23 protein-coding genes are annotated in these 24263 nt (G+C 74.0%); 13 read left to right on the top strand and 10 right to left on the bottom strand.

Annotation, left to right across the window (positions count from 1 at the left end):
* Positions 1-50: 50 nt before the first annotated feature.
* Both CELGI_RS15280 and CELGI_RS15275 read left to right on the top strand, forming a co-directional pair.
* The gene (locus CELGI_RS15280) at positions 51-683 is read left to right on the top strand and encodes a YgjV family protein (RefSeq protein ID WP_013885042.1); all 633 of its coding nucleotides are present in this window, start codon (positions 51-53) and stop codon (positions 681-683) included.
* 289 nt (positions 684-972) lie between these two features.
* Positions 973-2160 (top strand): Nramp family divalent metal transporter, encoded by a 1188-nt coding sequence (locus tag CELGI_RS15275; RefSeq protein WP_081465444.1) that lies wholly within the window; start codon positions 973-975, stop codon positions 2158-2160.
* A gap of 3 nt (positions 2161-2163) precedes the next feature.
* Here the strand turns inward: CELGI_RS15275 and CELGI_RS15270 are convergent, their stop codons facing one another.
* From CELGI_RS15270 to CELGI_RS15255, 4 genes are all read right to left on the bottom strand, one after another.
* On the bottom strand, positions 2164-3411 hold the full coding sequence (locus CELGI_RS15270) for an RNA polymerase sigma factor (RefSeq protein WP_013885040.1): 1248 nt from the start codon (positions 3409-3411) through the stop codon (positions 2164-2166).
* Positions 3412-3574: 163 nt separating this feature from the next.
* Positions 3575-4453: a hypothetical protein gene (locus tag CELGI_RS15265; protein WP_013885039.1), complete on the bottom strand. Its 879-nt coding sequence runs from the start codon at positions 4451-4453 to the stop codon at positions 3575-3577.
* Positions 4454-4456: 3 nt separating this feature from the next.
* Positions 4457-5038, bottom strand: coding sequence for an RNA polymerase sigma factor (locus tag CELGI_RS15260; RefSeq protein WP_013885038.1), 582 nt, complete (start codon positions 5036-5038; stop codon positions 4457-4459).
* A gap of 29 nt (positions 5039-5067) precedes the next feature.
* On the bottom strand, positions 5068-6348 hold the full coding sequence (locus CELGI_RS15255) for an MFS transporter (RefSeq protein WP_041574839.1): 1281 nt from the start codon (positions 6346-6348) through the stop codon (positions 5068-5070).
* A 123-nt stretch (positions 6349-6471) separates the two neighbouring features.
* Here CELGI_RS15255 and CELGI_RS15250 point away from each other — a divergent pair, with 123 nt between their 5' ends.
* Complete coding sequence (locus CELGI_RS15250; RefSeq protein ID WP_013885036.1) at positions 6472-6690, top strand: hypothetical protein; 219 nt, start codon at positions 6472-6474, stop codon at positions 6688-6690.
* A 42-nt stretch (positions 6691-6732) separates the two neighbouring features.
* On the opposite strand, the gene CELGI_RS15245 is transcribed toward CELGI_RS15250, so the two are convergent.
* Positions 6733-7434, bottom strand: coding sequence for a nucleoside/nucleotide kinase family protein (locus CELGI_RS15245; protein ID WP_013885035.1), 702 nt, complete (start codon positions 7432-7434; stop codon positions 6733-6735).
* Positions 7431-9344: a M3 family metallopeptidase gene (locus CELGI_RS15240; protein WP_013885034.1), complete on the bottom strand. Its 1914-nt coding sequence runs from the start codon at positions 9342-9344 to the stop codon at positions 7431-7433. Before CELGI_RS15240 ends, CELGI_RS15245 begins: the two co-directional genes overlap by 4 nt.
* 113 nt (positions 9345-9457) lie before the next feature.
* On the opposite strand from CELGI_RS15240, the gene CELGI_RS15235 reads away from it, so the two are divergent.
* From CELGI_RS15235 to CELGI_RS15215, 5 genes are read left to right on the top strand one after another with little or no spacing between them, the layout of a single operon-like run.
* Positions 9458-13192, top strand: coding sequence for a nitrate reductase subunit alpha (locus CELGI_RS15235; RefSeq protein WP_013885033.1), 3735 nt, complete (start codon positions 9458-9460; stop codon positions 13190-13192).
* A 13-nt stretch (positions 13193-13205) separates the two neighbouring features.
* The gene (gene narH, locus CELGI_RS15230) at positions 13206-14900 is read left to right on the top strand and encodes a nitrate reductase subunit beta (RefSeq protein ID WP_013885032.1); all 1695 of its coding nucleotides are present in this window, start codon (positions 13206-13208) and stop codon (positions 14898-14900) included.
* 14 nt (positions 14901-14914) lie between these two features.
* Positions 14915-15547 (top strand): nitrate reductase molybdenum cofactor assembly chaperone, encoded by a 633-nt coding sequence (narJ, locus tag CELGI_RS15225; protein ID WP_013885031.1) that lies wholly within the window; start codon positions 14915-14917, stop codon positions 15545-15547.
* Entirely contained in the window at positions 15547-16293 is a 747-nt protein-coding gene (gene narI / locus CELGI_RS15220; protein WP_013885030.1) for a respiratory nitrate reductase subunit gamma, read from the top strand. The genes narJ and narI overlap by 1 nt, the downstream gene beginning before the upstream one ends.
* Positions 16294-16319: 26 nt before the next feature.
* Positions 16320-17537 carry an MFS transporter gene (locus tag CELGI_RS15215; protein WP_013885029.1) on the top strand — a complete coding sequence of 406 codons (1218 nt, stop codon included), beginning with the start codon at positions 16320-16322 and terminating at the stop codon, positions 17535-17537.
* Between the two features lie 6 nt (positions 17538-17543).
* On the opposite strand, the gene CELGI_RS15210 is transcribed toward CELGI_RS15215, so the two are convergent.
* From CELGI_RS15210 to CELGI_RS15200, 3 genes are read right to left on the bottom strand one after another with little or no spacing between them, the layout of a single operon-like run.
* Complete coding sequence (locus tag CELGI_RS15210; protein ID WP_013885028.1) at positions 17544-18470, bottom strand: cation diffusion facilitator family transporter; 927 nt, start codon at positions 18468-18470, stop codon at positions 17544-17546.
* The gene (locus tag CELGI_RS15205) at positions 18467-18889 is read right to left on the bottom strand and encodes an ArsR/SmtB family transcription factor (RefSeq protein WP_013885027.1); all 423 of its coding nucleotides are present in this window, start codon (positions 18887-18889) and stop codon (positions 18467-18469) included. The genes CELGI_RS15210 and CELGI_RS15205 overlap by 4 nt, the downstream gene beginning before the upstream one ends.
* Positions 18890-18939: 50 nt before the next feature.
* Positions 18940-19893 (bottom strand): LLM class flavin-dependent oxidoreductase, encoded by a 954-nt coding sequence (locus CELGI_RS15200; protein WP_013885026.1) that lies wholly within the window; start codon positions 19891-19893, stop codon positions 18940-18942.
* 49 nt (positions 19894-19942) lie between these two features.
* Here CELGI_RS15200 and CELGI_RS15195 point away from each other — a divergent pair, with 49 nt between their 5' ends.
* Genes CELGI_RS15195 through CELGI_RS15175 form a run of 5 tightly spaced genes read left to right on the top strand, consistent with a single transcriptional unit; the run spans position 19943 to position 22482 of the window.
* Positions 19943-20782: an SDR family NAD(P)-dependent oxidoreductase gene (locus CELGI_RS15195; RefSeq protein ID WP_013885025.1), complete on the top strand. Its 840-nt coding sequence runs from the start codon at positions 19943-19945 to the stop codon at positions 20780-20782.
* A 57-nt stretch (positions 20783-20839) separates the two neighbouring features.
* Positions 20840-21142: a sulfurtransferase TusA family protein gene (locus CELGI_RS15190; protein WP_013885024.1), complete on the top strand. Its 303-nt coding sequence runs from the start codon at positions 20840-20842 to the stop codon at positions 21140-21142.
* Entirely contained in the window at positions 21139-21684 is a 546-nt protein-coding gene (locus CELGI_RS15185; protein WP_013885023.1) for a universal stress protein, read from the top strand. The genes CELGI_RS15190 and CELGI_RS15185 overlap by 4 nt, the downstream gene beginning before the upstream one ends.
* A 7-nt stretch (positions 21685-21691) precedes the next feature.
* A complete protein-coding gene (locus CELGI_RS15180) occupies positions 21692-22126 on the top strand; it encodes a fluoride efflux transporter FluC (RefSeq protein ID WP_013885022.1) in 435 nt (144 codons plus the stop codon).
* Positions 22123-22482 carry a fluoride efflux transporter FluC gene (locus CELGI_RS15175; protein ID WP_013885021.1) on the top strand — a complete coding sequence of 120 codons (360 nt, stop codon included), beginning with the start codon at positions 22123-22125 and terminating at the stop codon, positions 22480-22482. The genes CELGI_RS15180 and CELGI_RS15175 overlap by 4 nt, the downstream gene beginning before the upstream one ends.
* Before the next feature lie 4 nt (positions 22483-22486).
* Here CELGI_RS15175 and CELGI_RS15170 read toward each other — a convergent pair whose 3' ends face one another.
* Complete coding sequence (locus CELGI_RS15170) at positions 22487-24235, bottom strand: putative bifunctional diguanylate cyclase/phosphodiesterase (RefSeq protein WP_013885020.1); 1749 nt, start codon at positions 24233-24235, stop codon at positions 22487-22489.
* Positions 24236-24263 lie beyond the last annotated feature (28 nt).

Raw genomic sequence — 24263 nt, 5'->3', positions numbered from 1 at the left:
GGCGCCACCGATTTCCGGCGCCGCGCGCGGTGGGGCTTAGCCTCGGGGCCATGAACTGGCTCGAGGTCATCGGCTGGATCGGCTCCGTGCTGGTCGTCGTCTCGCTCATGCAGGCCCGCGTGCTCCGCTTCCGGGTGCTCAACCTGGTGGGTGCCGTGATCGCCACGGGCTACAACATCGCGATCGGCGTGTGGCCGTTCGCCGCCATGAACGGCGCGATCGCGATCATCGACGTGTACTGGCTCGCCCGGCTGCTGCGCGAGCGGCACGACGAGGCCGCGTACGAGGTGGTCGAGGTCCGCCCGGACGACGCGTACCTGGCCCGCGTGCTCGACGTGCACGCCGCCGACATCGCGCGGTTCGCCCCGGGCTACGCCGGGCCGCGCAGCGGTTCGGTCGCGTTCCTGGTGGTCCGCGGCGACGAGACGGTCGGCGTGGTCCAGGTGCACGACGAGGGCGCCGGCACGGGACGCGTGCAGCTCGACTACGTCACGCCGCGGTTCCGCGACTTCACGCCCGGCGAGTTCGTCTACCGGCGCTCGGGCGTGTTCCGCGAGCGCGGGTTCGAGCGGCTCGTCGTCGAGCCCGTGCCGGCCAACCAGGACTACTTCCGCCGCGTCGGCTTCGTCGCCCCCGCCACCCCCTCCACCCCCTGGACCCACCCCCTCCCTCCCACCCCCTGACCCCCACCCCGCCGAACTGGTACCTATCCGCCAGTTCGCGGGTGACCGGGCGCCCGGCTCCCCTCCCACCCCGCCGACCTGGTACCTATCCGCCAGCTCGCGGTGGGGCGTGCCCGGCTCGCCTCCCCACCCCGCCGAACTGGTACCTATCCGCCAGTTCGCGGGTGGTGGTGTCCGCCAGGTCGCGGGGACGGGGTGGCGTAGAGTTCGGAGAGCCGAACTTTGGAGTGGGGTGGGGCGTGTGACGCAGGTGCGCGACGTCACGGTCAGGTCCGTCCCGGGCCGGGCGATGCTGCTCGGGCCGGCCTTCGTCGCGGCCATCGCGTACGTGGACCCCGGCAACGTCGCGGCCAACCTGACGGCCGGGGCGCGGTACGGCTACCTGCTGCTCTGGGTGCTGGTCGCCGCGAACGTGATGGCGGTGCTGGTCCAGTACCAGTCCGCCAAGCTCGGGCTGGTCACGGGCCGGTCGTTGCCGGACGTGCTGGGCGAGCGGCTGAGCCGCGGGCCGCGGCTCGGGTACTGGGCGCAGGCGGAGCTCGTCGCGGCCGCGACCGACGTGGCCGAGGTGGTCGGCGGGGCGATCGCGCTGCACCTGCTGTTCGGTCTGCCGCTGTGGCTGGGCGGTGTCGTCGTCGGGCTGGTCTCGCTCGCGCTGCTGGCCACGCAGGACCGGTTCGGCCAGCGGCGGTTCGAGCACGTGATCGTGGCGCTGCTCGCGGTCATCACGCTCGGGTTCCTCGCGGGGCTCGTCGTGAGCCCGCCGGATGCGGGTGGCATGGCGGCGGGCCTGGTCCCGCGGTTCGAGGGCACGGACTCGGTGCTGCTCGCGGCGTCCATGCTCGGGGCCACGGTCATGCCGCACGCGATCTACGTGCACTCCGCACTCGCGCGGGACCGCCACGGCCACGCCGAGCCCGGACCGTGGCGGGACCGTCTGCTGCGTGCGACGCGATGGGACGTGGGTATCGCGCTGGTGGTCGCCGGTGTCGTCAACATCGGCCTGCTGCTGCTGGCCGCCGCGGGCCTGCGGGGCGTGCCCGGCACGGACTCGATCGAGGGCGCGCACGCGGCGATCACGTCCGCGCTGGGCCCCGTGGTGGGCGTCGCGTTCGCCGTCGGGCTGCTCGCGTCGGGCCTCGCGTCGACGTCGGTGGGTGCCTACGCGGGCGCGACGATCATGGCGGGCCTGATCCACCGGCGGATCCCGGTGCTCGTGCGCCGCGTGGTCACGATCATCCCGGCGGTGGTGCTGCTCGCGGCGGGTGCGGACCCCACGTGGACGCTCGTGGTGAGCCAGGTGGTGCTGAGCTTCGGGATCCCGTTCGCCGTGATCCCGCTGGTGCGGCTGACGCGGTCGCGGGACGTGATGGGCGAGGCGCGCACGGGCGCCCGGCTGCATGCGGCGCTCGTCACCGTGTGCGTGCTCGTCGTCGGGCTCAACGCGACGCTGCTCGCGCTGCTCGTGGCGGGGTAGCCCTCACGTCAGCGGCAGCGCGGCGCGGCGCGCGCGCAGCAGCGTGGCCTCCGCGGGGCTGGGTGTCAGCGCGATCGCGCGGTCGTACGCGGCGCGTGCGGCATCCGGCCGGCCCGCACGCGTGAGCAGCTCCGCCCGCACGGCCGGGAGCCGGTGGTGGCGGGGGAGTCCGACCTCGAGACCCTCGAGCAGCTCGAGGCCTGCGCGGGGGCCCGCGACCTCGGCGACCGCGACCGCCCGCGCGAGGCGCACCACGGGCGAGCCCGTGAGCTGCTCGAGCGTGGCGTAGTGCTCCGCGATCACGGTCCAGCGCGTGTCCGCCGAGGTCGCGGCGGTCGCGTGCTCCGCAGCGATCCGGGCCTGCAGGCGGTACTCGGCACCCAGCCGCGTCTCGGGCTGGTCCGGCAGCGTGGCGAGCAGCGCGACGCCCTGCGCGATCTCGTCGCGGTGCCAGCGGCTGCGGTCCTGGTCGGGCAGCAGCACCAGGGTCCCGTCGTCGGCCACGCGTGCGTCGCGGCGCGAGTGCTGCAGCAGCATGAGCGCGAGCAGCGCACGCACCGCGTCGTGGCCCGGCAGGAGCGCGTCGAGCGTGCGCGCCAGCCGGATCGCGTCGTCACCCAGGTCGGTGTGCAGGCCCGACGCGCCGGGCTGGTACGCCGACGTGAACGCGAGGTACACCACGGTCGCGACGACGTCGAGGCGGTCCGGCAGCTCGGCGGGCTCGGGGGTGCGGAACGGCACGCCCGAGGATGCGAGCCGCTTCTTGGCCCGCGTGAGCCGTGCCGCCATCGCGGTGTCCTGGACCAGCTGCAGGCGCGCGATCTCCGCCGTGGACAGCCCCAGGACGAACCGCAGCGTGAGCGCGACGCGGTCGTCGGGCGTGAGCGCGGGGTGCGCGCACGCGAACACCAGCCGCAGCTGCTCGTCGGCCACGTGCGCACCCGGGTCCACCGCGGCGGCGGCCAGCGCGCGCATCTCGTCGTCGACCGCCATGAGCGGCTCCTTGCGGCGGTGCACCACCTCGCTGCGCAGCCGGTCCAGCACGCGCCGCCGCGCCGCGGTGAGCAACCACGCGCCCGGGTTGGTGGGCACGCCCGCGCTCGGCCACGTCCGCGCCGCCGCCTCGAACGCGTCCGCGGCCGCGTCCTCGGCGAGGTCGGGCCGCCGGTACTGCGCGACGAGCAGCGCGACGACCCGCGACCACGAGTCACGCCAGGCCGCCGCCAACGCCTGCTGGGCCGGGTCGTCCATGGGGCTCCTCTCCGCCGGGGCACCACTGTGCCGTGCGGGCCCCGTCCCGTCAGCGCGTCCCACGCGTCCGTCCGGCCGCCGGATGCGCCGGCGACGTGCCCGTCGCGACGATGACGCGCGAGGGCCCCGGGGATCGACGTCCCCGGGGCCCTCGTCGTGGGTGTCAGTCGTCCTCGACGACCTCGGTGCCCTCCGCGCTGCCGCCGGACTGCGAGCCCTCGACCACCGTGAGGTCGTACCGCTCGATCTCCGGCGCGGTCCCTGTGCTGCCGTCGGCGAGCGTCGGCGTGACCGACGCGACGTGGCTCTCGCCCGGCCACCAGCCGGCCCACACGCCGTCGTGCACGCTCGCGGTGAGCGTCGTGCCGTCGCTGAGCCCGACCTCCACCGAGGTGACCTGCGCGCCGACGCGTCCGACCGCCGAGCCCCATGGCTCGTCGCTGCCGAAGCCCTGGGTCTCGCCGCCGACGAACGTCGCGCCGTCCGCGGGGGGCGGGACGTCCTCCCGGATGGTGCCGATGTGCACGTTCGACCCGGTCTCGTCGTCCGACGACGACTGCAGGCTCGAGCCGCCCTGCCCGGTGACGACCGTGGACGAGCTGACGTGCGGCCCGATGAGGCACGACTGCAGGCCGGCCTCGGACGCGAGCACCGTGAACGTGGTCGACCCGCGGCGGTCGGTCACCACGGGGTGCGCACCCGCGAGGTTCTGCGGGTCGTCGGGTGCGGCAGCGGTGCGCAGCTCGAGGCACTGCGCGCCCGCGGTCGCCAGGTCGGCGGGCGAGGACTGGGCCGGCAGCGCGGTCCACCCCGCGAACGCCGGCGCGTCGGTGGGGTTGGGCAGGGCGAGCGCGACGCCCGCCGCGGCGACCGCGGCCACCCCGACGAGGGCCAGGCGCCGCGCGCCGCGGCGGCGGCGGCGGGGTGCGAGGTCGTCGGCCGGGTGGCTCGACGCGTCGATCCGGGTGCGGAGCAGGGTGTGCGCGGCGGTCAGGCCGTCGGGGTCGACGGTCCGGTCCGGGCGCAGGTCGGTGAGGTGCACGGGTCAGCCTTCCTGAGGGACGAGGGACAGGGCCGCGTCGGACGGGGGCGTGCTGGCGGGGCCGGCGGCGCGCTCGTCGAGGTCCCCCTGCTGGAGGCTCGAGTCGAGGCGCCGGCGGGCGCGGTGCAGGCGCACCTTGAACGCGGAGGTGGAGCAGCCGGCGACGAGCGCCGCCTGCGCCGGGGCCAGGCCGTCCCACGCGACGAGCAGGAGCGCCTCGCGCTCGGTCGTGGTCAGCGCCGCGAGGGCGCGCAGCTGCGCGTCACGTTCGGCGACGCCGTCCGCGGGGGACGGTCCGGGTGCGGCGACCAGCTGGAGCCGCATGAGCTCGTCGGCCAGCACGCGGGCGCGGTGCCGCGACCGGTGGTGGTTGGCGATGGTGTTGCGCGCGACGACCAGCAGCCACGGCAGCGGTTCACCGGGGACGTCCACCAGGCGGCGCCACGCGACCAGGAACGTCTCCGCCAGGATCTCGGGGGCCTCGTCCCGGTCCACGTGCCGCAGCGCGTAGGCCTGGATGCGGGGTGCGTAGCGGTCCCACAGCTCGGAGAACCGTCGGGCGTCGGGCGTCTCGTCGTCGCTCACACCTGGAAGTGTTCGCACGGGGCCGGGGGTTACGTCGCCGGTGCGTCGGATGCGGGCGGCGCGGGGGAGTCCAGCGGCGCGTCCTGCTCGTCGGCGTGCGCGACGTGCCGCAGCTGGCGCCAGATGAGCACGACGAAGACCGCCGAGCCCACGAACGCGAACCAGAACGGTGCGGTGACGCCGCCGTGCTGCGCGAGCACGCCGCCGACGCCCGCGCCGACGACGAGCCCGCCGAACACGCCGACGAGGTTGACGGACCCGACGCGGCCCTGCAGCGCGGTCGGGACCGCGCGCTGGCGGATCGTCACGCTCGTCGTGCCCCAGACGAATGCGTGCGCGCCGAACACGAGGAACACGACCATCGCGACCCACGCCGTGGTCGTCAGCGCGAGCGCGAGGTGCGTGAGCGTCTCGATGACCAGGCCGATGCGCATGAGGTCGGCGAGCGTGACCCGGCGCGTGAGCCAGCCGTACCCCGCGGTCGCGACGAGCCCGCCCACCGCCTGCACGGTGGTGATGACCCCGAAGCCCACGTCGCCCAGCCCGAGGCGCTGCTGCGCGTACAGCACCAGCACGGACCAGGCGGCACCGAACGTGACGTTGAAGATGAGGATGGTCAGCACGAGCGTGCGCACCGCGGCGTGGTGCCACACCCAGCGCACGCCCTCGGCGATGTCCGCGCGGATGTGCGTGCGCTCGCCGCGGTCCGTCGCGTGCGGGGGCAGGCGCAGGCGCGAGACCATCACGGCGCCCGCGGCCACGAGCACCGCATGCGTGGCGAACGGCGTCGCCTGACCAGCGGCGAACAGCGCGGCACCCAGCGGCGGCCCGGCCAGCTGGTTGACCGTGATGAAGCCGGCCTGGATGCGCTGGTTGGCCGCAGCCAGGTCCAGGCGCGGCACCAGCATCGGCACCAGCGTGCTCGAGGCGTTGTCCGCGAACGTCTCCGCCGTGCCCAGCAGGAACATCGCGGTCAGCACCAGCGCGATCGAGGCATGGTCCAGCGCGACCGCTGCCGCGAGCAGCCCGACGACGACGGCCCGCGCGGTGTCGACCGTGATGATGAGCCGACGCCGGTCCAGCCGGTCGGTCAGCGCGCCCGCCCAGAGCCCGAACAGCAGCGGCGGGAGCCACTGCAGCAGCGCCGCGAGCGCGACGAGGAACGCGTCGTCGGTGCGGGACGCGACGAGCAGCGGCCCGGCCGCGAGCACGATGCCGTCGCCCAGGTTCGTCGTCCAGGACGAGGCAAGCACCCAACGGAAGCCCGTGCCGAGCCGGGCGGGCACGAGCGTCTCCACGATCCGGTGCAGCACCGGGTGACGGTACCCGCGCGTGGGACCCCGGACCCAGGGCGAGTGTCCAGACTGTGAGACGATGGCCGGGCCGGCGACCCCGGCCACAACTCCAGCACCCATCCCACGAGGAGCCCCGTCGTGTCCGCGCTCGCCCTGACCCCGTCCCGCCCCACCCCGTCCTCGCGCGCGATGCGCGTCCGCCGCTTCGTCGAGATGGTGCGCTTCGCACCCGCGCCGCGGTTCGAGGGCTCCGCCGCCCACCGCTGGGCGTTCGTCGGCTACGTCGCCGGCTCGATGCTCGCGTGGATGGCCCTCGGCCTGGCCGTGTCCGCGCTCCTGGGTGCGCTGGTCTCCTGAGCCCCGTCCGCTGACCCGCCGCCTCGACGACGAGCCGGCGGGTCAGTCCCGCCCCGCCAGCACCCGCGGGTGCGCGGGATCGGTGTTGTCGACCACGAGGCTCGCGCGCGCGGCCGGGTCGCACGCCGCCAGGTACAGCCGCTGACCCTCGAGATAGCGGCGGTTCGCGGGGTCCGCGGGGTCCGGCGGGCACGCGTCCCGCACGGCCATGCGCGCATAGGTCACCGCGAACGGCACGTCGAGGAACACCGACAGGTCCCACACGCCCGCGAGCTCGTCGCGGTGCAGGAAGATCCCGTCGACCACGAGCACCGCGTCGTCCGGTGCCGTGCGGACGGGCTCGTCGACGCGCTCGTCGGAACGCACGTCGTGCACCGCGGTGCGGTACCGCCGGTCGCCGTGCGGGCCGAGGGGGTCGAGCAGCTCGCGGCGCAGCGCGGCGTAGTCGTAGGAGTCCTCGAAGAAGCCGCGCGGTGACGCCGGGCCCTGCCGGTACCGCTGCGCGCGGGGCCGGTGGAACCCGTCGACGGACGACCGCACCACGGGGACGCCCCGGTCCGTGAGGTGCGCGCCCAGCGCGTCCGCGAACGTGGTCTTGCCCGCACCGTCCACACCGTCCACCCCGACCCGCACGGGCCGGCCGCGCCCGCGCAGTACCTCGACCCGGTCGGCGACGACCGCGAGCACCTGGTCCCGACCGGATGGCCCGGCGTCGGAGTCCGGCCGCACGCGCGGCGCGGTCACGTCGCGGCGAGCCAGGAGGTGAACGCGTCGAACGTGTGCGGCCGCCCCAGGAACCCGGTCACCAGGTCCGCCGCGTCGCGCGAGCCGCCGGGGGCCAGGATGGCCTCGCGGTACCGACGGCCGACCTCGGGGTTCATCAGGTCGCCCCCGAACGCCGTGAGCAGGTCCTTGGCGATGACCAGGCTCCAGAGGTACGTGTAGTACCCCGACCCGTACCCGTCCAGGTGCCCGAACCCCGTGGTCTGGTGCGTGTCCGGCAGCGGCGCGAACGGCCCGAAGCGCGCGTCCACCTGCGCGGTGAACGCGTCCAGGTCGGCGGGCGGGTCCGCGTGCAGCCCGTAGGACAGCGCGGTGAAGTTCAGCTGCCGCCGGGTCCACGAGCCGCGCCCGAACGCGTCGGCCGCTCGCATGCGCTCCACGAGCGCCTCGGGGATGGGCTCACCCGACTCGTCGGTGGCGAACGTGCGCAGCACCCCGGCGTCCCAGGCCCACTCCTCGAGCAGCTGCGAGGGCGCCTCGACGAAGTCCCACTCGGTGGCGACGCCGCTGAACTCGGCCCAGCGCTGGTGCCCGCCCACGATCTCGTGGACCAGGTGCCCGAACTCGTGGAAGAACGTGCAGACGTCGTCGTGCTCCATGGTCCCGGTGGGGAAGTTGCACACCAGCACGCCCTCGGGCAGCCGCACACCGGCCAGGCCGGGCACCAGGGAGAACTGCGCGGCGTGGTTGAACTTGCCCGCGCGCGGGTGCATGTCGAGGTAGAACCGCCCGATGCGCTCGCCTTCGGACCGCACGTCGTACGCCTCGACGCTCTCGTGCCACGCGGGGACGTCCACACGCTCGAACGTCAGGCCGAGCAGGCGCCCGATCGTGGACATCACGCCGTCGCGGACCTGGGCGTACCGGAAGTAGCGCCGGACCTCCTGGGCGTCGACGTCGTACTGCTCACGCCGGATCACCTGGTCGTAGTAGAGGCTGTCGGCGGGCGTGACCGCGCTCGCGGACGGGTCGTCGGCGCGGAAGCGCTCGAGCAGGACCGCGACGTCGCGCCGCGCCGCCTCGACGGTCAGCGCGTCGAGGCGCTCGATGAAGTCCGCGATCGCCGCGCCCGAGCCGATCATCTTGACCTCGGCGTCGTACGTGGGCCAGTCCGGGTAGCCCAGCAGGTGCGCGCGCTCGTCGCGCAGGCGCAGCAGCTCCGCGAGCACGGGTGCGTTGACCGGCGACGCGATGCGCAGGTACTCGCTGGTCAGCGCACGGCGCACGTGCGCGTCACGGGCGTACGTGCGCACGGGGATGAGGTCGGGGTACTCGGTGGTGAGCGTGACCAGGCCCTCGTCGTCCGCCGGGTGGGACTCGAGGAAGTCCGCGGGCAGTCCGGCCAGCTGCTCGGGGCGGACCCGGATGCTGCGGGCGCCCTCCCGGATGTTCCGCGCGAACTCCAGGCCCAGCTCGGTGCACCGCTGCGCGAGCGTCCGCAGCGTCTCGCGCTCCTGCGGCGAGCGGTCGACGCCGCTGCGCCGGAAGTCGCGCAGCACGTGCGCGTGCACGCGCCGCGCGTCCGCGTCCAGGCCGGACGGGTCCGTCGCGGCGAACGCCTCCCACAGCTCACGGTCCAGGCCGCGCTCGGTCGCGAAGTCCTCGGCGGCCTGCGCACGCTCCTCGGCCGCCGTGCGGACCTCGGCGTCGGGGTGCACCTCGGCCAGCAGGTGGGCCGCCGCCGACGCCTGGCCGAGCGCCGCGTCGCTCGCGTTCCACAGCTCGAGCACCTGGGCGGCGCTGCGCGGCGTGCCGTCCTTCAGCGTGGCCACGTGGGCGCGCGCCTCGTCGAGCGCGGCGTCCACCACGGTCGTCAGGAAGTCTGGCCAGGCGTCCGCGTCCGCGGGCAGCTGCAGGGGCTCGAGCGTCATGGCGCCGACCGTACACACGGCCTGCGACACGACGCGCAGGGATTCCCGCGGCTCGGATTTTCCACGGCCGGAACCAGGTGGCGCAGGTCACAGGCATCGGTAGGGTCGTGCGCATGGCGGACCCCCAGCTGCCCGGACTCGACGGACCCGCGTCGGACGCCCTGCTGCGTGCCGGACGCTTCTTCACGCGATGGGACGAGACCGACGACGGTCGCGCGGTGTTCCGGGAGGGTGGCAGACGCGGCGACGTCTTCTACCGGGACCGGTGGCGGCACGACAAGGTGGTCCGGTCCACGCACGGCGTGAACTGCACGGGGTCGTGCTCGTGGAAGGTCTACGTCAAGGACGGGATCATCACGTGGGAGGCGCAGCAGACGGACTACCCGTCGGCGGGCCCCGACCGCCCGGACTACGAGCCGCGGGGCTGTCCGCGTGGTGCGGCGTTCTCCTGGTACACGTACTCGCCGACGCGCGTGCGCTACCCGTACGCGCGCGGCGTCCTCGTCGAGATGTACCGCGAGGCCAAGGCGCGGCTCAAGGACCCGGTGCTCGCGTGGTCCGACGTGGTGGGCGACCCGGTGCGGCGCCGGCGGTACCAGCAGGCGCGCGGCAAGGGCGGCCTGGTCCGGGTCTCGTGGGACGAGGCCGTGGAGATGGTGGCCGCGGCGCACGTGCACACGATCAAGACGTACGGGCCGGACCGGTGCGCGGGCTTCTCGCCCATCCCGGCGATGTCGATGGTCTCGCACGCGGTGGGCACGCGGTTCATCCAGCTCATCGGCGGCGTGATGACCAGCTTCTACGACTGGTACGCGGACCTGCCCGTGGCCAGCCCGCAGATGTTCGGCGACCAGACGGACGTCCCGGAGTCGGGTGACTGGTGGGACGCCACGTACCTGCTCATGTGGGGCTCGAACGTGCCGGTCACGCGCACGCCCGACGCGCACTGGATGGCCGAGGTGCGCTACCGCGGCACCAAGGTGGTCACGGTCTCGCCCGACTACGCGGACAACACCAAGTTCGCCGACGAGTGGCTGCCCGCAGCGGCGGGGACCGACGGCGCGCTCGCGATGGGCATGGGGCACGTGGTGCTGCGCGAGTTCCTGGTGGACCGGCAGGTGCCGTTCTTCGCGGACTACGTGCGGCAGTACACCGACCTGCCGTTCCTGGTCACGCTGACCGAACGCGACGGCGCGTACGTCCCGGGCCGGTTCCTGCGGGCCTCGGACCTGTCCGACGAGCAGGCCACCGACGACGTCGCGGGCCCGCGCGGCGAGGCCGCCGACTGGAAGACGGTCTTGCTGGACGGGCCCACGGGCCGCCCGGTGGTGCCGAACGGCTCGCTCGGGTTCCGGTACACCGACTCGGGCGAGGGCCGGTGGAACCTGGACCTCGAGGGCGTGACGCCCGCGCTGAGCATCCGGGACGCGGCCGACGCGCCGCGCGAGGCGGTCGAGGTGCTGCTCCCACGGTTCGACGAGCCGGGCGGTGCGGGCGGCGTGCAGAGCCGGGGCGTGCCGGTGACGCGCGTGAACGGCCACCTGGTCACCACGGTGTTCGACCTGACGCTCGCGCACTACGGCGTGGGCCGCGAGGACCTGCCCGGCGAGTGGCCCACGGGCTACGACGACGCGTCGGCAGGCTGCACGCCCGCATGGCAGGAGGCGATCACGTCGGTCCCGGCCGCGGCGTGCACGCGCATCGCGCGCGAGTTCGCGGCGAACGCCGAGAAGTCGCAGGGCCGCTCGATGATCATCATGGGCGCGGGCATCTGCCAGTGGTTCCACGGCGACGCGACGTACCGCGCGATCCTGGCGCTGCTGGCGTTCACGGGCTGCTTCGGGCGCAACGGCGGCGGCTGGGCGCACTACGTGGGTCAGGAGAAGTGCCGGCCGCTGACGGGCTGGATCTCGTTGGCCAACGCGCTCGACTGGTCCCGTCCGCCGCGCACCATGACGGGCACGTCCTACTGGTACATGCACACCGACCAGTGGCGGTTCGACGGCTACGCGGCCGACGAGCTCGCGTGGCCGCTCGCCGACGGGCACCTGGCGGGCATGCACACCGCGGACACCATCGCGTCCTCGGCGCGGCGCGGGTGGATGCCGTTCTACCCGCAGTTCGACCGCAACCCGCTGGACCTGGCCGACGAGGCGCGCGCCGCGGCCGACGAGGGCACGGCGCCCGACGCGGCCGCGCACGTGGCGGGCCGCCTCAAGGAGGGCAGCCTCAGGTTCGCGGTCGAGGACGTGGACGCGCCGGAGAACTGGCCGCGCACGCTCGTGCTGTGGCGGTCCAACCTGCTGGGCTCGTCCGCCAAGGGCGACGAGTACTTCCTCAAGTACCTCCTGGGCACGCACTCGAACGTGCAGGCGCCCGAGCCGACGGCGCGTCCGCAGGACGTGGCGTGGCGTGACGACATCCCCGAGGGCAAGCTCGACCTGCTGGTCAGCGCGGACTTCCGGATGACGTCCACGACGATGCTGTCCGACGTGGTGCTGCCCGCGGCCACCTGGTACGAGAAGCACGACCTGTCCTCGACCGACATGCACCCGTTCGTGCATGCGTTCTCCCCGGCGATCGACCCGCCCTGGGAGGCGCGCAGCGACTTCGACGCGTTCCACCTGGTGGCCCGCCGGTTCTCCGACCTGGCGCGCACGCACCTGGGTGTCCGGCACGACCTGGTGAGCGTGCCGATGCAGCACGACACCCCGGGCGAGATGCCGCGCGACGGCGGCGAGAGCGGCGACTGGCGCCGCGGCGACGCACCCGCGGTCCCGGGTGTGACCATGCCCGTGCTGCAGGTGGTCGAGCGTGACTACACCGCGATCGCGGACAAGCTCGGCAGCCTGGGCCCGCTGGCCAGCTCGCTCGGCTTCACGGTCAAGAACGTCACGTTCCGCCTCGAGCACGAGGTGGAGCGGCTCGGCCGGCTCAACGGCGTCATGCTGGGCGGTGCGGGTGACGGCCGGCCCGCGCTCGACACCGACGTGAAGATGGCCGAGGCGATCCTGTCCCTGTCGGGCACGACGAACGGCGAGCTCGCGACGCAGGGCTTCCGCTCGCTCGAGCGGCGCGTGGGCAAGCAGCTGAGCGACCTGGCCGAGGGCTCGCAGGAGAAGCGGATCACGTTCCCGGACACGCAGGCGCGGCCCGTGCCGGTCATCACGTCGCCCGAGTGGTCGGGCTCGGAGACCGGGGGGCGGCGGTACGCGCCGTTCACGCTCAACGTCGAGCGGCTCAAGCCGTGGCACACGCTGACCGGCCGCATGCACCTGTTCCTGGACCACGGCTGGCTCAAGGACCTGGGCGAGATGCTGCCGATCTACCGGCCCCCGCTGGACCTGCACCGGCTGCTGGGCGAGCCCGAGCTGGGCCCCGACGGCTCCAAGCAGGTCACGGTCCGGTACCTGACGCCGCACAACAAGTGGTCGATCCACTCGGAGTACCAGGACAACCTGCTGATGCTCTCGCTGTCCCGCGGCGGTCCGACGTGCTGGCTGAGCCCCGCGGACGCCGAGGCGATCGGCGCCAAGGACAACGAGTGGATCGAGTGCAGCAACGCGAACGGCATCTTCGTGGCGCGCGCGATCGTCAGCCACCGCATGCCGGAGGGCGTGGTGTTCGTGCACCACGCGCAGGAGCGCACGATCGACGTCCCGAAGACGGAGAAGACCCGCCGGCGCGGCGGCATCCACAACTCGGTGACGCGCGTGATGGTCAAGCCGACGCACCTCGTCGGCGGGTACGCGCAGCTGTCCTACGCGTTCAACTACCTGGGACCCACCGGCAACCAGCGCGACATGGTCGCCACGATCCGGCGCCGTGCGCAGGACGTCGAGTACTGAGGGGGGTGGGGACATGCGCGTGATGGCCCAGGTCGCCATGGTGATGAACCTCGACAAGTGCATCGGGTGCCACACCTGCTCGGTGACGTGCAAGCAGGCGTGGACGAACCGCGCGGGCGTCGAGTACGTGTGGTTCAACAACGTCGAGACGCGGCCCGGTCAGGGGTACCCGCGCCGGTACGAGGACCAGGAGCGGTGGCGCGGCGGCTGGCACCTGAACAAGCGCGGCCGCCTCGAGCTGCGGACCGGTGGACGCGCCAAGCGCCTGCTCTCGATCTTCGCGAGCCCCGTGCAGCCCGAGCTCGAGGACTACTACGAGCCGTGGACGTACGACTACGAGACGCTCGTCGAGGCGCCGCTGGGTGACGACTTCCCGGTCGCCCGGCCCAAGTCGCTCATCACGGGTGAGGACACCAAGATCCGCTGGTCGGCCAACTGGGACGACAACCTGGGCGGCACGTCCGAGCTGGGCCACCTGGACCCGATCGTCGAGAAGGTGCGGCGCGAGTCGGAGGACAAGATCCGCTTCGAGCTCGAGCGGACGTTCATGTTCTACCTGCCGCGCATCTGCGAGCACTGCCTCAACCCGTCCTGCATGGCGTCGTGCCCGTCGGGTGCGATCTACAAGCGCGCCGAGGACGGCATCGTCCTGGTGGACCAGGACCGCTGCCGCGGCTGGCGGCAGTGCATCACGGGCTGCCCGTACAAGAAGGTGTACTTCAACCACAAGACCGGCAAGGCCGAGAAGTGCACGTTCTGCTACCCGCGCCTGGAGGTCGGCCTGCCGACGGTCTGCGCCGAGACGTGCGTGGGCCGGCTGCGCTACATCGGGGTGTTCCTGTACGACGCGGACCGCGTCACCGAGGCCGCGTCGGTGCCCGACGAGAAGGACCTGTACGAGGCCCAGCTGGACCTCATGCTCGACCCGGAGGATCCCGCGGTGCTCGCGGCCGCGCGTGAGCAGGGCATCCCGGCGGACTGGATCGACGCAGCGCGGCGCTCGCCGGTGTACGCGCTGGCCAAGACGTACCGCGTCGCGCTGCCGCTGCACCCGGAGTACCGGACGATGCCGATGGTCTGGTACGTCCCGCCGCTGTCGCCCGTGGTGGACCTGCTGCGCGAGCAGGGGCACGACGCGGAGGACCACGGCAACCTGTTCGGCGCGATCGACGCGCTGCGCATCCCGGTGGAGTACCTGGCCGAGCTTTTCACGGCGGGCGACACCGAGATCGTGACGAACGTGCTCAAGCGGCTCGCGGCCATGCGCTCCTACCTGCGCGGCATCACCATGGGCGACGGCGCCGACGAGTCCGTGGCGCGGGCCGTGGGGATGACCGGTCAGGCGATGTACGCGATGTACCGCCTGCTGGCGATCGCGAAGTACGAGGACCGCTACGTGATCCCCAAGGCGCACGAGGAGCGCGGGCACGAGCTCGAGGAGCTGGGCTGCTCGCTCGACTACGACGAGGGTCCCGGCATGTACGAGTCGGCGGCGTTCGGCGAGGCCTCGGGGCGCCCGGTCCCGGTGGCCGTGGAGACGTTCCACGCGCTGCGCCAGCGCCAGACGTCCGAGGGCATCGCGCCCTCGGACGAGATGAGGGGCCGCGTCAACCTGCTCAACTGGGACGGTGTGGGTACGCCCCCGGGCCTGTTCCCGGGCAAGGACGCGCCACCACCACGGGCCGACGACGAGCGGGGTGCGTCGTGAGGCGCCGCACGGACATGACGCGTCTGGTCCACCAGATCGCGTCGTGGTGCCTGGGCTACCCCGACGACGCGTTCGTCGAGCGGCTCCCGCTCCTGACGGCGGCCACCGAGGAGCTGCCGCGCGGACGTGCGCGCGACGGGCTGCGCGGGTTCCTGGACCACGCCGTGGCGACGCCGGCCGACGTGCTGCGGACCGACTACGTGCGGATCTTCGACCTGTCCCGCAAGCAGGCGCTGTACCTGTCCTACTGGACCGACGGCGACACGCGCCGCCGCGGCGAGGTGCTCGCGGGCTTCAAGGAGCGGTACCGCGCGAGCGGGTTCCTGGTGGACACCCGCGGTGAGCTGCCCGACCACCTGCCGCTGGTGCTCGAGTACGCCGCGGTCGCCGACCCGCAGGACGGGACCGCGCTGCTGCAGGAGTACCGCGCGAGCCTCGAGCTCACGCGGTTCGCACTGATCGACGCGGGCACGCCGTACGCGGGCGTGCTCGAGGCCGTGTGCTCGACGCTGCCGGGCGAGTCGCCCGCCGACCGCGCCGCGGTGCACCGCATGGCCGCCGCCGGGCCGCCCACCGAGTCGGTGGGACTGGACTCGGCCGACCCCCGGCTGCTGCCGCTCGCCGGGTACGGGAACGGGAGAGGTTGATGGACGTCGTCCTGTGGGGGGTGCTGCCGTACCTCGTCGTCGTGACGTTCGTCGGCGGGCTCGTGTGGCGGTACCGGTACGACCAGTTCGGCTGGACCACACGCTCGTCGCAGCTGTACGAGTCGCGCCTGCTGCGCATCGGCTCGCCGCTGTTCCACTTCGGCCTCGTGTTCGTGATCGGCGGGCACGTGGTCGGCCTGCTCATCCCGGAGGAGTGGACCGCGTCGGTGGGCGTGACCGAGTCGATGTACCACGCGGGCGCGCTCGGCCTGGGGACGATCGCGGGCATCTGCACGCTCGCGGGCATCGCCATCCTCATCCTGCGGCGACGGCGCACCGGTCCGGTGTTCATGGCGACGACGAAGAACGACAAGCTCATGTACCTGGTGCTCACCACGACGATCGTGCTCGGGCTGGCCACCACGGTGATCGCGTTCTCCGACGGTCAAGACGCGCACAACTACCGCGAGTCGGTCTCGCCGTGGTTCCGCTCGCTGTTCGTGCTGCGCCCGGACGTCGACGCCATGGCCGCCGCGCCGCTGCAGTTCCACCTGCACGTCCTGCTGGGCCTGGGCCTGTTCCTGCTGTTCCCGTTCAGCCGGCTCGTGCACGCCTTCACGGCGCCGGTGCACTACCTGTTCCGTCCGTACATCGTCTACCGCAGCCGCGACCGCCGGCCCATCCCCGGTGCGAGCGCACCGAAGCGGGGCTGGGACCCGGTCGGGACCCGGGACCGGGACCGCTGAGCGCGATCATCACCGAGAGGCAGCACATGAGCTCGACGACGAGCGCACCGGTCACGCGGGGCACCACGCCGCGTGCCCTCAACCTCGCCCTCGCGGCGTGGGTCTTCGCCATCACGTTCTGGGCCTGGAACCTCATCGGGCCGCTGGCCGTCCGCTACGCCGAGGACATGGGCCTGTCCGCGAGCCAGAAGGCGCTGCTGATCGCGACGCCCGTGCTCGTCGGCGCGCTCGGCCGGATCCCGGTGGGTGCGCTGACCGACCGCCTGGGCGGCCGGCGGATGCTGTCCACGCTGTGCTTCCTGTCCGTGGTGCCCGTGCTTCTGGTGATGTGGGCGGGCAGTGCGGGGTCCTACGCGCTGCTGCTCGCGTTCGCGTTCCTGCTCGGCGTCGCCGGCACGTCGTTCGCCGCGGGCATCCCGTTCGTCAACGCCTGGTACGAGCCCGCGCGCCGCGGCTTCGCGACCGGGGTGTTCGGCATCGGCATGGGCGGCACCGCGCTCTCGTCGTTCTTCACCCCGCGCTTCGTCGGCTGGTTCGGGTACGTGCCCGCGCACCTGACGGTCGCCGCCGCGCTCGCGGTCACGGGTGTCGCGGTGCTGCTCCTGGCGCGTGACGCCCCCGCGTGGCGGCCCAACCCCGAGTCGGTGCTGCCGAAGCTGCGCGCGGCGTCCCGTCTCGCGGTGACCTGGCAGATGTCCTTCCTGTACGCGGTCGCGTTCGGCGGTTTCGTCGCGTTCTCGACGTACCTGCCGACGTACCTCAAGGACGTGTACGACTTCGACCTCGCCGGAGCCGGGACGCGCACCGCGGGCTTCGCGATCGCGGCCGTGGTGGCCCGCCCGCTCGGCGGCATCCTGTCCGACCGCGTGCACCCCAAGACCATCGTGCTGATCTCGCTCGGGGGCGCCGCCGTCTCGGCCGTGCTCATGGCGCTCCAGCCGGCGCCCGAGGTGCCGGCTGGCCTGGTCTCGATCTCGATGGCGTTCTTCCTGGGCCTCGGCTCGGGTGGCGTGTTCGCGTGGGTCGCGCGGCGGGTGCCGGCGGACCGCGTGGGTGCCGTGACCGGCGTGGTGGGTGCCGCGGGCGGGCTGGGCGGCTACTTCCCGCCGCTCGTCATGGGTGCGACGTACGACGCGGAGGCGCAGTCGTACACCGTCGGGCTCACGCTCCTGGTGGCGACCGCGCTGGTCGCGTTCGCGTTCACGCTGTGGCGCCTGCCCCGTGAGGCGCGTCAGGCACCCTGACGCCGGTCAGGGGTGGCCGGGCGCCTCGTGCGCGGCGTGCGCCGCGGGCTCGATCTGGAACGTGGAGTGCTCGACCGCGACGTCGAAGTGCGTCGCGACGCACTCCTGCAGCGTGTCCAGGATGTGCGGCACGTGGCCCGTGCTGAAGCAGCGTGCGTCCACCACGACGTGCGCGGACAGCACGGGCAGGCCCGTGGCGATGAGCGACGCGTGCAGGTCGTGCACGTCACTCACGTGCTCGACCTCGAGCAGGTGGCGGCGCACGTCCGCGAGGTCGAGGCCCGGCGGTGTGGTCTCGAGCAGCACCGCGGTGGCCTCGCGCAGGATCGTCAGCGCGCGCGGCAGGATCAGCGCGCCGATCAGCAGGCCCGCCACCGCATCGGCCTGCAGCCAGCCCGTGGTCGCGATGACCACGGCCGCGACGATCACGCCCACCGAGCCGAGCGCGTCGTTGACCACCTCGAGGAACGCGGCGCGCAGGTTGAGGCTCGACGAGCGCCCGCGCGCGAGCACCAGCAGCGCCACGACGTTCCCGACGAGGCCGACGACGCCGAACACGACGAGCTCACGGGGCGCGATGGCGGGGGGCTCGACGAGCCGTCGGACACCCTCCACCAGCACGTAGACCCCGACCGCGAGCAGCACGGCCGACTGCGCGAGCGCGGCCAGCACCTCCGCGCGCCGGAAGCCCCACGTGCGCCGCGGCGTCGGTGGGCGTGCGGCGAGCGTCGCCGCCACGAGCGCGATGAGCAGCCCCGCGGCGTCCGTGAGCATGTGCGCGGTGTCCACGAGCAGCGCGAGCGAGCCCGTGAGCAGCGCGCCGAGCGCCTGGGCCACCAGGATCGTCGCGGTGATCCCGAACGCGATCGCGAGGCGCCGGCGGTCGTCGTGACCGTGACCGTGTCCGTGCGCGTGGCCGTGGTCGTGGCTCATCGTGCGGCCTCCGCGGCCGTCGTGGCCCCGACGGACTCGACGGCCTCGCCGGACGCGTGGGCCGCGGTGGACCCGGCGTCGTCGGCGCGCAGGTGGCGGCACAGCGTGACCGCCGCGCCCGTCGCAGCGAGCAGCCCCTCGGTGGCCCGCAGCAGCTCGGTCAGACGCTCGGGCTCGGACAGCGAGTACCGCGTGGCGCGGCCCTGCGGCTCGGCGTCCACCAGGCCGCACTCGCGCAGGCATGCGACGTGCGCGGAGACCGTGCTCTGCGCCAGGCCCAGGTGGTCGGTGAGGTCCCGCACGCGGTGCGGGCCGTTGAACAGGTGCTGCACGATCAGCCGGCGCGTGGGGTCGCCCAGGGCGCGGTACAGAGTGGCGGCCGCGGCCACGCCCAACTCATCGTCCTGAGTCGATTCCATCGTCACTCGGCGATGTTAGCCCGCGAGATGCGTGCCGGGAAGCCCGCGCGTCACAGCAGCCGCGCGAACGACTCCAGGCCCTCGGCCGGGTCACCCGAGGCCGGCAGCAGCACGGCGCTCGTGAGACCCGCGTCCGCGAGCGCCCCGAGACGCGCCCGCACCTGCTCCGGCGTGCCCGCGAGCGCGAGCTGCGCCACCCAGGCGTCGGGCAGCGCCTGCGCGAACTCCTCGCGCGTGGCGCTCGCGGCCCGCAGCGCCACGATCTCGTCGGCGAACGGCAGCGGCGCCAGGTGCGGCGCCCAGTCCGGGTCGCCGATCCACGCGAGTGCCGGACGGGCCGCGGCCAGCGCGGTGGCCTCGTCGTCGTGCACCGCCGTCACGTTGTACCCCGCGATCCGGTGCGGACCGGGGGCCGCGACGTGCGCGAGCGCGGCCGTGACGTACTCGGGCGTGGTGGGTTCGGCCAGCACCGTGCCCTGAGCCACCTGCCCGGACAGCGCGAGCGAGCGCGGGCCGCGCACGCCCAGCAGCACGTCGGGGACGACCTCCGGCACGGCCGACGCGTCCAGCGCGACGTCGAGCCGCACACCCGCCTCGTCGAGCGTCACGTGCCGGCCCCGCAGGAGGTCCTGCAGCGCGCGCACGTGCGCCCCCAGCAGCCCCAGGGGCCGGTCGGGCCAGGCGCCCGCTGCGCGCATCCAGTCCGGCATGCCGTGGCCCACGCCGATCGTCAGCCGGCCCGGGAACAGCTGCGCGAGCGTCGCGACCTCCATCGCCGCGAACGCGGCGTTGCGCGCGGCCGCGGGCAGGATGCCGACCGCGACGTGGATGCGCGTGGTCGCCGCGAGCGCCGCCGCCGCCTGCGCGACGCCGCCCCGGAACCCGAGGTCCTCGACCACCCACAGCTCGTCGAACCCCAGCGCGTCGGCGCGCCGCGCGAAGTCCAGGACCTCGCCGGCCGGCAGGTCGCGGGGGAGCAGGACACCGATCGCGGGAGAGGCCATGGCTCCAGTGTGGTGCACGCCGCCGCAGGTCAGGTGGCAGGGTGGGGCCGTGACCGCACGCACCGTCGTCCTGACCGGAGCGAGCGACGGCGTGGGTGCCGCCGCTGCACGACTGCTCGCCGCGGCCGGTGAGCGCGTCGTGCTCGTCGGCCGGTCACCCGCCAAGACGCGCGCGCTCGCGGACGAGCTCGGGGCGCCCGCGCACGTGGCGGACTTCGCCGAGCTGGCCCAGGTGCGGCGCCTGGCCGACGAGCTCCGCGACGCGTACCCGCGCATCGACGTGCTGGCCAACAACGCGGGCGGGATCATGGGCGCGCGCCACGTCACGGCCGACGGGTTCGAGGCCACGTTCCAGGTCAACCACCTCGCGCCGTTCCTGCTCACGCACCTGCTGCTGCCCCGCCTGCTCGAGAGCCGCGCCGTGGTGGTGCAGACGTCGTCCGTCGCCGCGCGGCGCTTCGGGCACCTCGACCTCGACGACCTGCAGAACGAGCGCCGCTACACGCCGAATGCGGCGTACGGGGACGCGAAGCTCGCGAACATCCTGTTCACCGCGGAGCTGCAACGTCGCCACGGCGGACCCGACGGCCTCGCCGCGGTCGCGTTCCACCCCGGCATGATCGCCACGTCGTTCGCCGCGGGATCGACCAGCTGGTTCCGGTACGTCTACCGCACGCCGCTGTCCCGCCTGGTGCTCGAGGCCCCCGTCCGCGGCGGTGAGCGTCTGGTCCGGCTCGCGTGCGGCACGCCCGGCCGCGACTGGGAGCCGGGCGCGTACTACGAGCGGGACGTGCGCGTGCCCGGCCCGCCCGAGGCCGCCGACCCCGCGCTCGCCGCCGCGCTGTGGGACGCGAGCGCCGCGATGCTCGGGCTCACGCCGCACGGCTGAGCCGCCCGTCTCGCGGGTCCTGTGCGACCGAGCAGCGCCGGGTGGGACGATCAGCGGGTGGTGCCACATGAGGTCGTCGTCATCGAGGGGGGTGATCTGGGCTGCGCGCGCCTGCTGGTGCTGCTGCGCGCCCGCGTCGCCGAGCTCGACGAGGGGACGGTCGTGCACCTGTCCACGTCCGACCCCGTCGCGCCGATCGACCTGCCCGTGTGGTGCCGCATGACCGGGCACGACTACCTCGGCACCGTCGCGGGCACCGACGTGCCGACGTACGCGGTGCGCGTGACCGCGAGCCCGGCACCCACCGATCCCACCAACCCCTGGCGGCGTCCCGCCACCGAGCACGGGAGGGTCTCGTGAGCCGTCGCGTCCCGCAGCCCGCGGTCGAGCGGATCGTCGACCCCGCGGCTCGTCCGCTCGTCGTGGGCGTGGTCCCCGGTCAGCCCGCGCTCGTCGCGCTCACGGCCGCGCGGTGGGCCGCCGCGACGCGGGGGGCGCTGCACCTCGCGTTCGTCGACACCGCACGCTACGTCGTCGACGAGCAGCCCGACGGCTCGGTGCGGCACGCGTCGCTCGACCCCGACGGTGCCGACGAGGACTGGCGCGCCACCGAGGCCGCCCTGCGGGCCTGGGCCGAGGGTGTGCTCGCGCCCACGCACGTGCCGTGGTCGCTGCACTACCTCGCGGGCCGGCCGGATCGCGCGCTCACGCACCTGGCACGCGCCGTGGACGCCGCCGCGATCGTGGTCGGCACGCGCGCACCCGGTACCGCGGCGCGCATGCGCGAGCTGCTCGAGGGATCGGTCGCCGTGCACCTGGCCCACCACCAGCACCGCCCCGTGCTCACGGTCCCGCTCGACGTCGTGGACTGGTCGCAGACCCGGTCGCCGTGGGGCCGGTGACCGACCCGTGACCGATGCCGCCCGTGCGTGGGCCGCGCGACGCGCGCACGTGCGGCTCGTCGGCCTGGTCTTCGCCGGTGGCGCGCTCGGCACCGCCCTGCGCTGGGTGATCGAGGAGACGTGGGCGCGCCCCACGGGCTGGCCCTGGGCGACGTTCGTCATCAACGTGGTCGGGTCGTTCGTGCTGGGTGCGCTGCTCGAGCGGCTCGCGCGCGGTGGTCCCGACGTGGGGCGGCGGCGCGCGGTCCGGCTCGCCTGCGGCACGGGCGTGCTGGGCGGGTTCACCACGTACTCGACCTTCGTCCTGGAGGTCGAGCGCCTCGCGTCCGACGGTGAGCTCGCGCGCGCGTTCGCCTACCCCGTGGCGAGCGTGGTGCTGGGTGTCCTGGCAGCCGGCGCGGGGATGACGCTCGCGCGCCGCGCGCGTGGGGTGGTCGCGTGATCGTGCTGCTCGCCGCACTCGCCGGCGGACTCGGCGCGGTCGCGCGCTTCGAGGTGGATGCGTTCGTGGCCCGGCACCAGCGCCTGTCCGTGCCCGCGGGCACGGTCGTCGTGAACGTGACCGCGTGCCTGCTCCTGGGCATGGTGACCGGATGGGTCGCCGTGCACGGCGGCTCGGGGGCGAAGGCCGTGCTGGGCGTGGGGTTCCTGGGCGGCTACTCGACGTTCAGCACCGCGAGCGTCGAGGCCGCACGGCTGCTGCGCGCGGGCCGGCCGCGCGCCGCGGTGCTGCACGCGACCGTGATGCTGCTGACCAGCCTGGCGGCGGCCTGGGCCGGGCTCGCGCTGACGTCCTGAGCCGTCACGGCCCCGGCGGCTGGTCGGCTCGCAACGTGGGTGGCGCCGGCAGGTCGACCAGCAGGGACGCGGCACCGTACAGGTGCCCCTGCGCGAACCGGCAGCCCAGACCTCGCAGCAGGTCCTCCTGCTCTCGGCTCTCCACACCCTCCGCGAGCACCAGGATGCCGAGCTCGTCGCACAGCCGGATCAGCGCGCGCACGATCGCGCGGCGGCGTGCCGACGTGGTGAGCGACGTGAGGAACGAGCGGTCCAGCTTGAGCCAGTCGACCGGCAGCTCGTCGAGCCGGCTGAGCGAGGACCAGCCGGTGCCGAAGTCGTCGATCGCGATCGCGATGCCCGCGCTCCGCAGCCGCGCGAGCGCATCACCCGCCTCGGTCGAGGACGCGTCGACCAGGCTCTCGGTCACCTCGAGCACCAGGCGCTCGGGTGGCCACCGCACCTCCTCGAGCACGCGCAGCAGCTCCTCGGCGTACCCCGGGGACACCAGCTCACGTCCCGAGACGTTGACGCCCAGGATCATCTCCCGGTCCCACGTGCGGGACAGCGCGTGGGCGTCCGCGCACGCCTGGCGCAGCACCGCGGCACCGAGCGCGGTGATCAGCCCGCCGTCCTCGGCGATCGGGATGAACTGGTCCGGCTCGATGTCGCCCAGCGTCGGGTGGTGCCACCGCGCGAGCGCCTCGATGCCGCGCGAGTACCCGGTGTCGAGCTCGACCACGGGCTGCAGCGCGACGTGGATCTGGCCGTGCTCGATCGCGTCGGCCAGGTCCCGCACCAGGCCCACGTCCGGGTTGGCGGACGCGACCGTACGGCCACGGCCCGCCGCCTTGGCCGCGTACAGCGCCGCATCCGTGCGCCGCAGCAGATGACCGGCGGGCTCACCCGGCACGTGCTGGCCGACGCCGCAGGACACCGGGGCCGCTGATACGCGCCGCATCGCCTCGGCCTGCTCGAGCGCCTGGTAGACGTCGCGACCCGGCATGAGCGCCGCGAACTCGTCACCCCCGCGGCGCGCGAGGACCACGGACTCGTCGACGTGCGCACGCCACGTCGCGGCGATCGTGGCCAGCAGCGCGTCACCCTCGGCATGCCCGTGCAGGTCGTTGACCGCCTTGAAGTGGTCGACGTCGATGAGCGCGACCGAGAGGTCCTCACCGCGGCGTTGTGCGCGTTCGATCGCCTCGTCGAGCGCGGTGTCCCAGCCGCGGCGGTTCAGGAGGCCCGTGAGCGAGTCGACGCGCGCGCTCGACGCCTGCCGGGCGAGCAACCCGATGGCGACCGCGATGCCGCACCAGGACAGCACCAGCCCGGCCGTGACGAGCGTGGGGACGCCGGGCCCGAGCGTCAGGGCGACGGCCTGCAGGCCGGTCGCGAGCCCGACGTGGGTCCACGCCACGGCCGGCGTGAAGAACACGACCGCGTCGATCACCACGAGCGCCGTGAGCGACGACGTGGCGACGGCGACCGTCGGCTCGTCCGTGATGAACGTGCCGGCGGCGAGCACCAGTGCGGCCATGAAGAGCGCCAGGCTCATGGCGGGTGCGGGCAGCCGCGTGCCGGCCGACGCGAGCAACGAGCCGAGGACGAGCGCACCCACCGCGATGGTGCCGAGCGTCGCGGCCCGCGCCGGGTCGGTGCCCGACGCGTTCGCCGCGAGGAGCCCCGTCACCGCGCCGCCGACGCCGTACAGCAGCGCGGTGGCACGCGCCAGGACCCTCCCGGCCCAGCTGTGCGCCGCCATGGTGGCCATGAGGCATTGGACTCTCTCGCCCGCGCGC

This window comes from Cellulomonas gilvus ATCC 13127 (assembly GCF_000218545.1).
Lineage (GTDB): Bacteria > Actinomycetota > Actinomycetes > Actinomycetales > Cellulomonadaceae > Cellulomonas > Cellulomonas gilvus.
The sequence above is the reverse complement of the archived record's forward strand: the minus strand, read 5'-3'. Positions and strand labels throughout refer to the sequence as shown.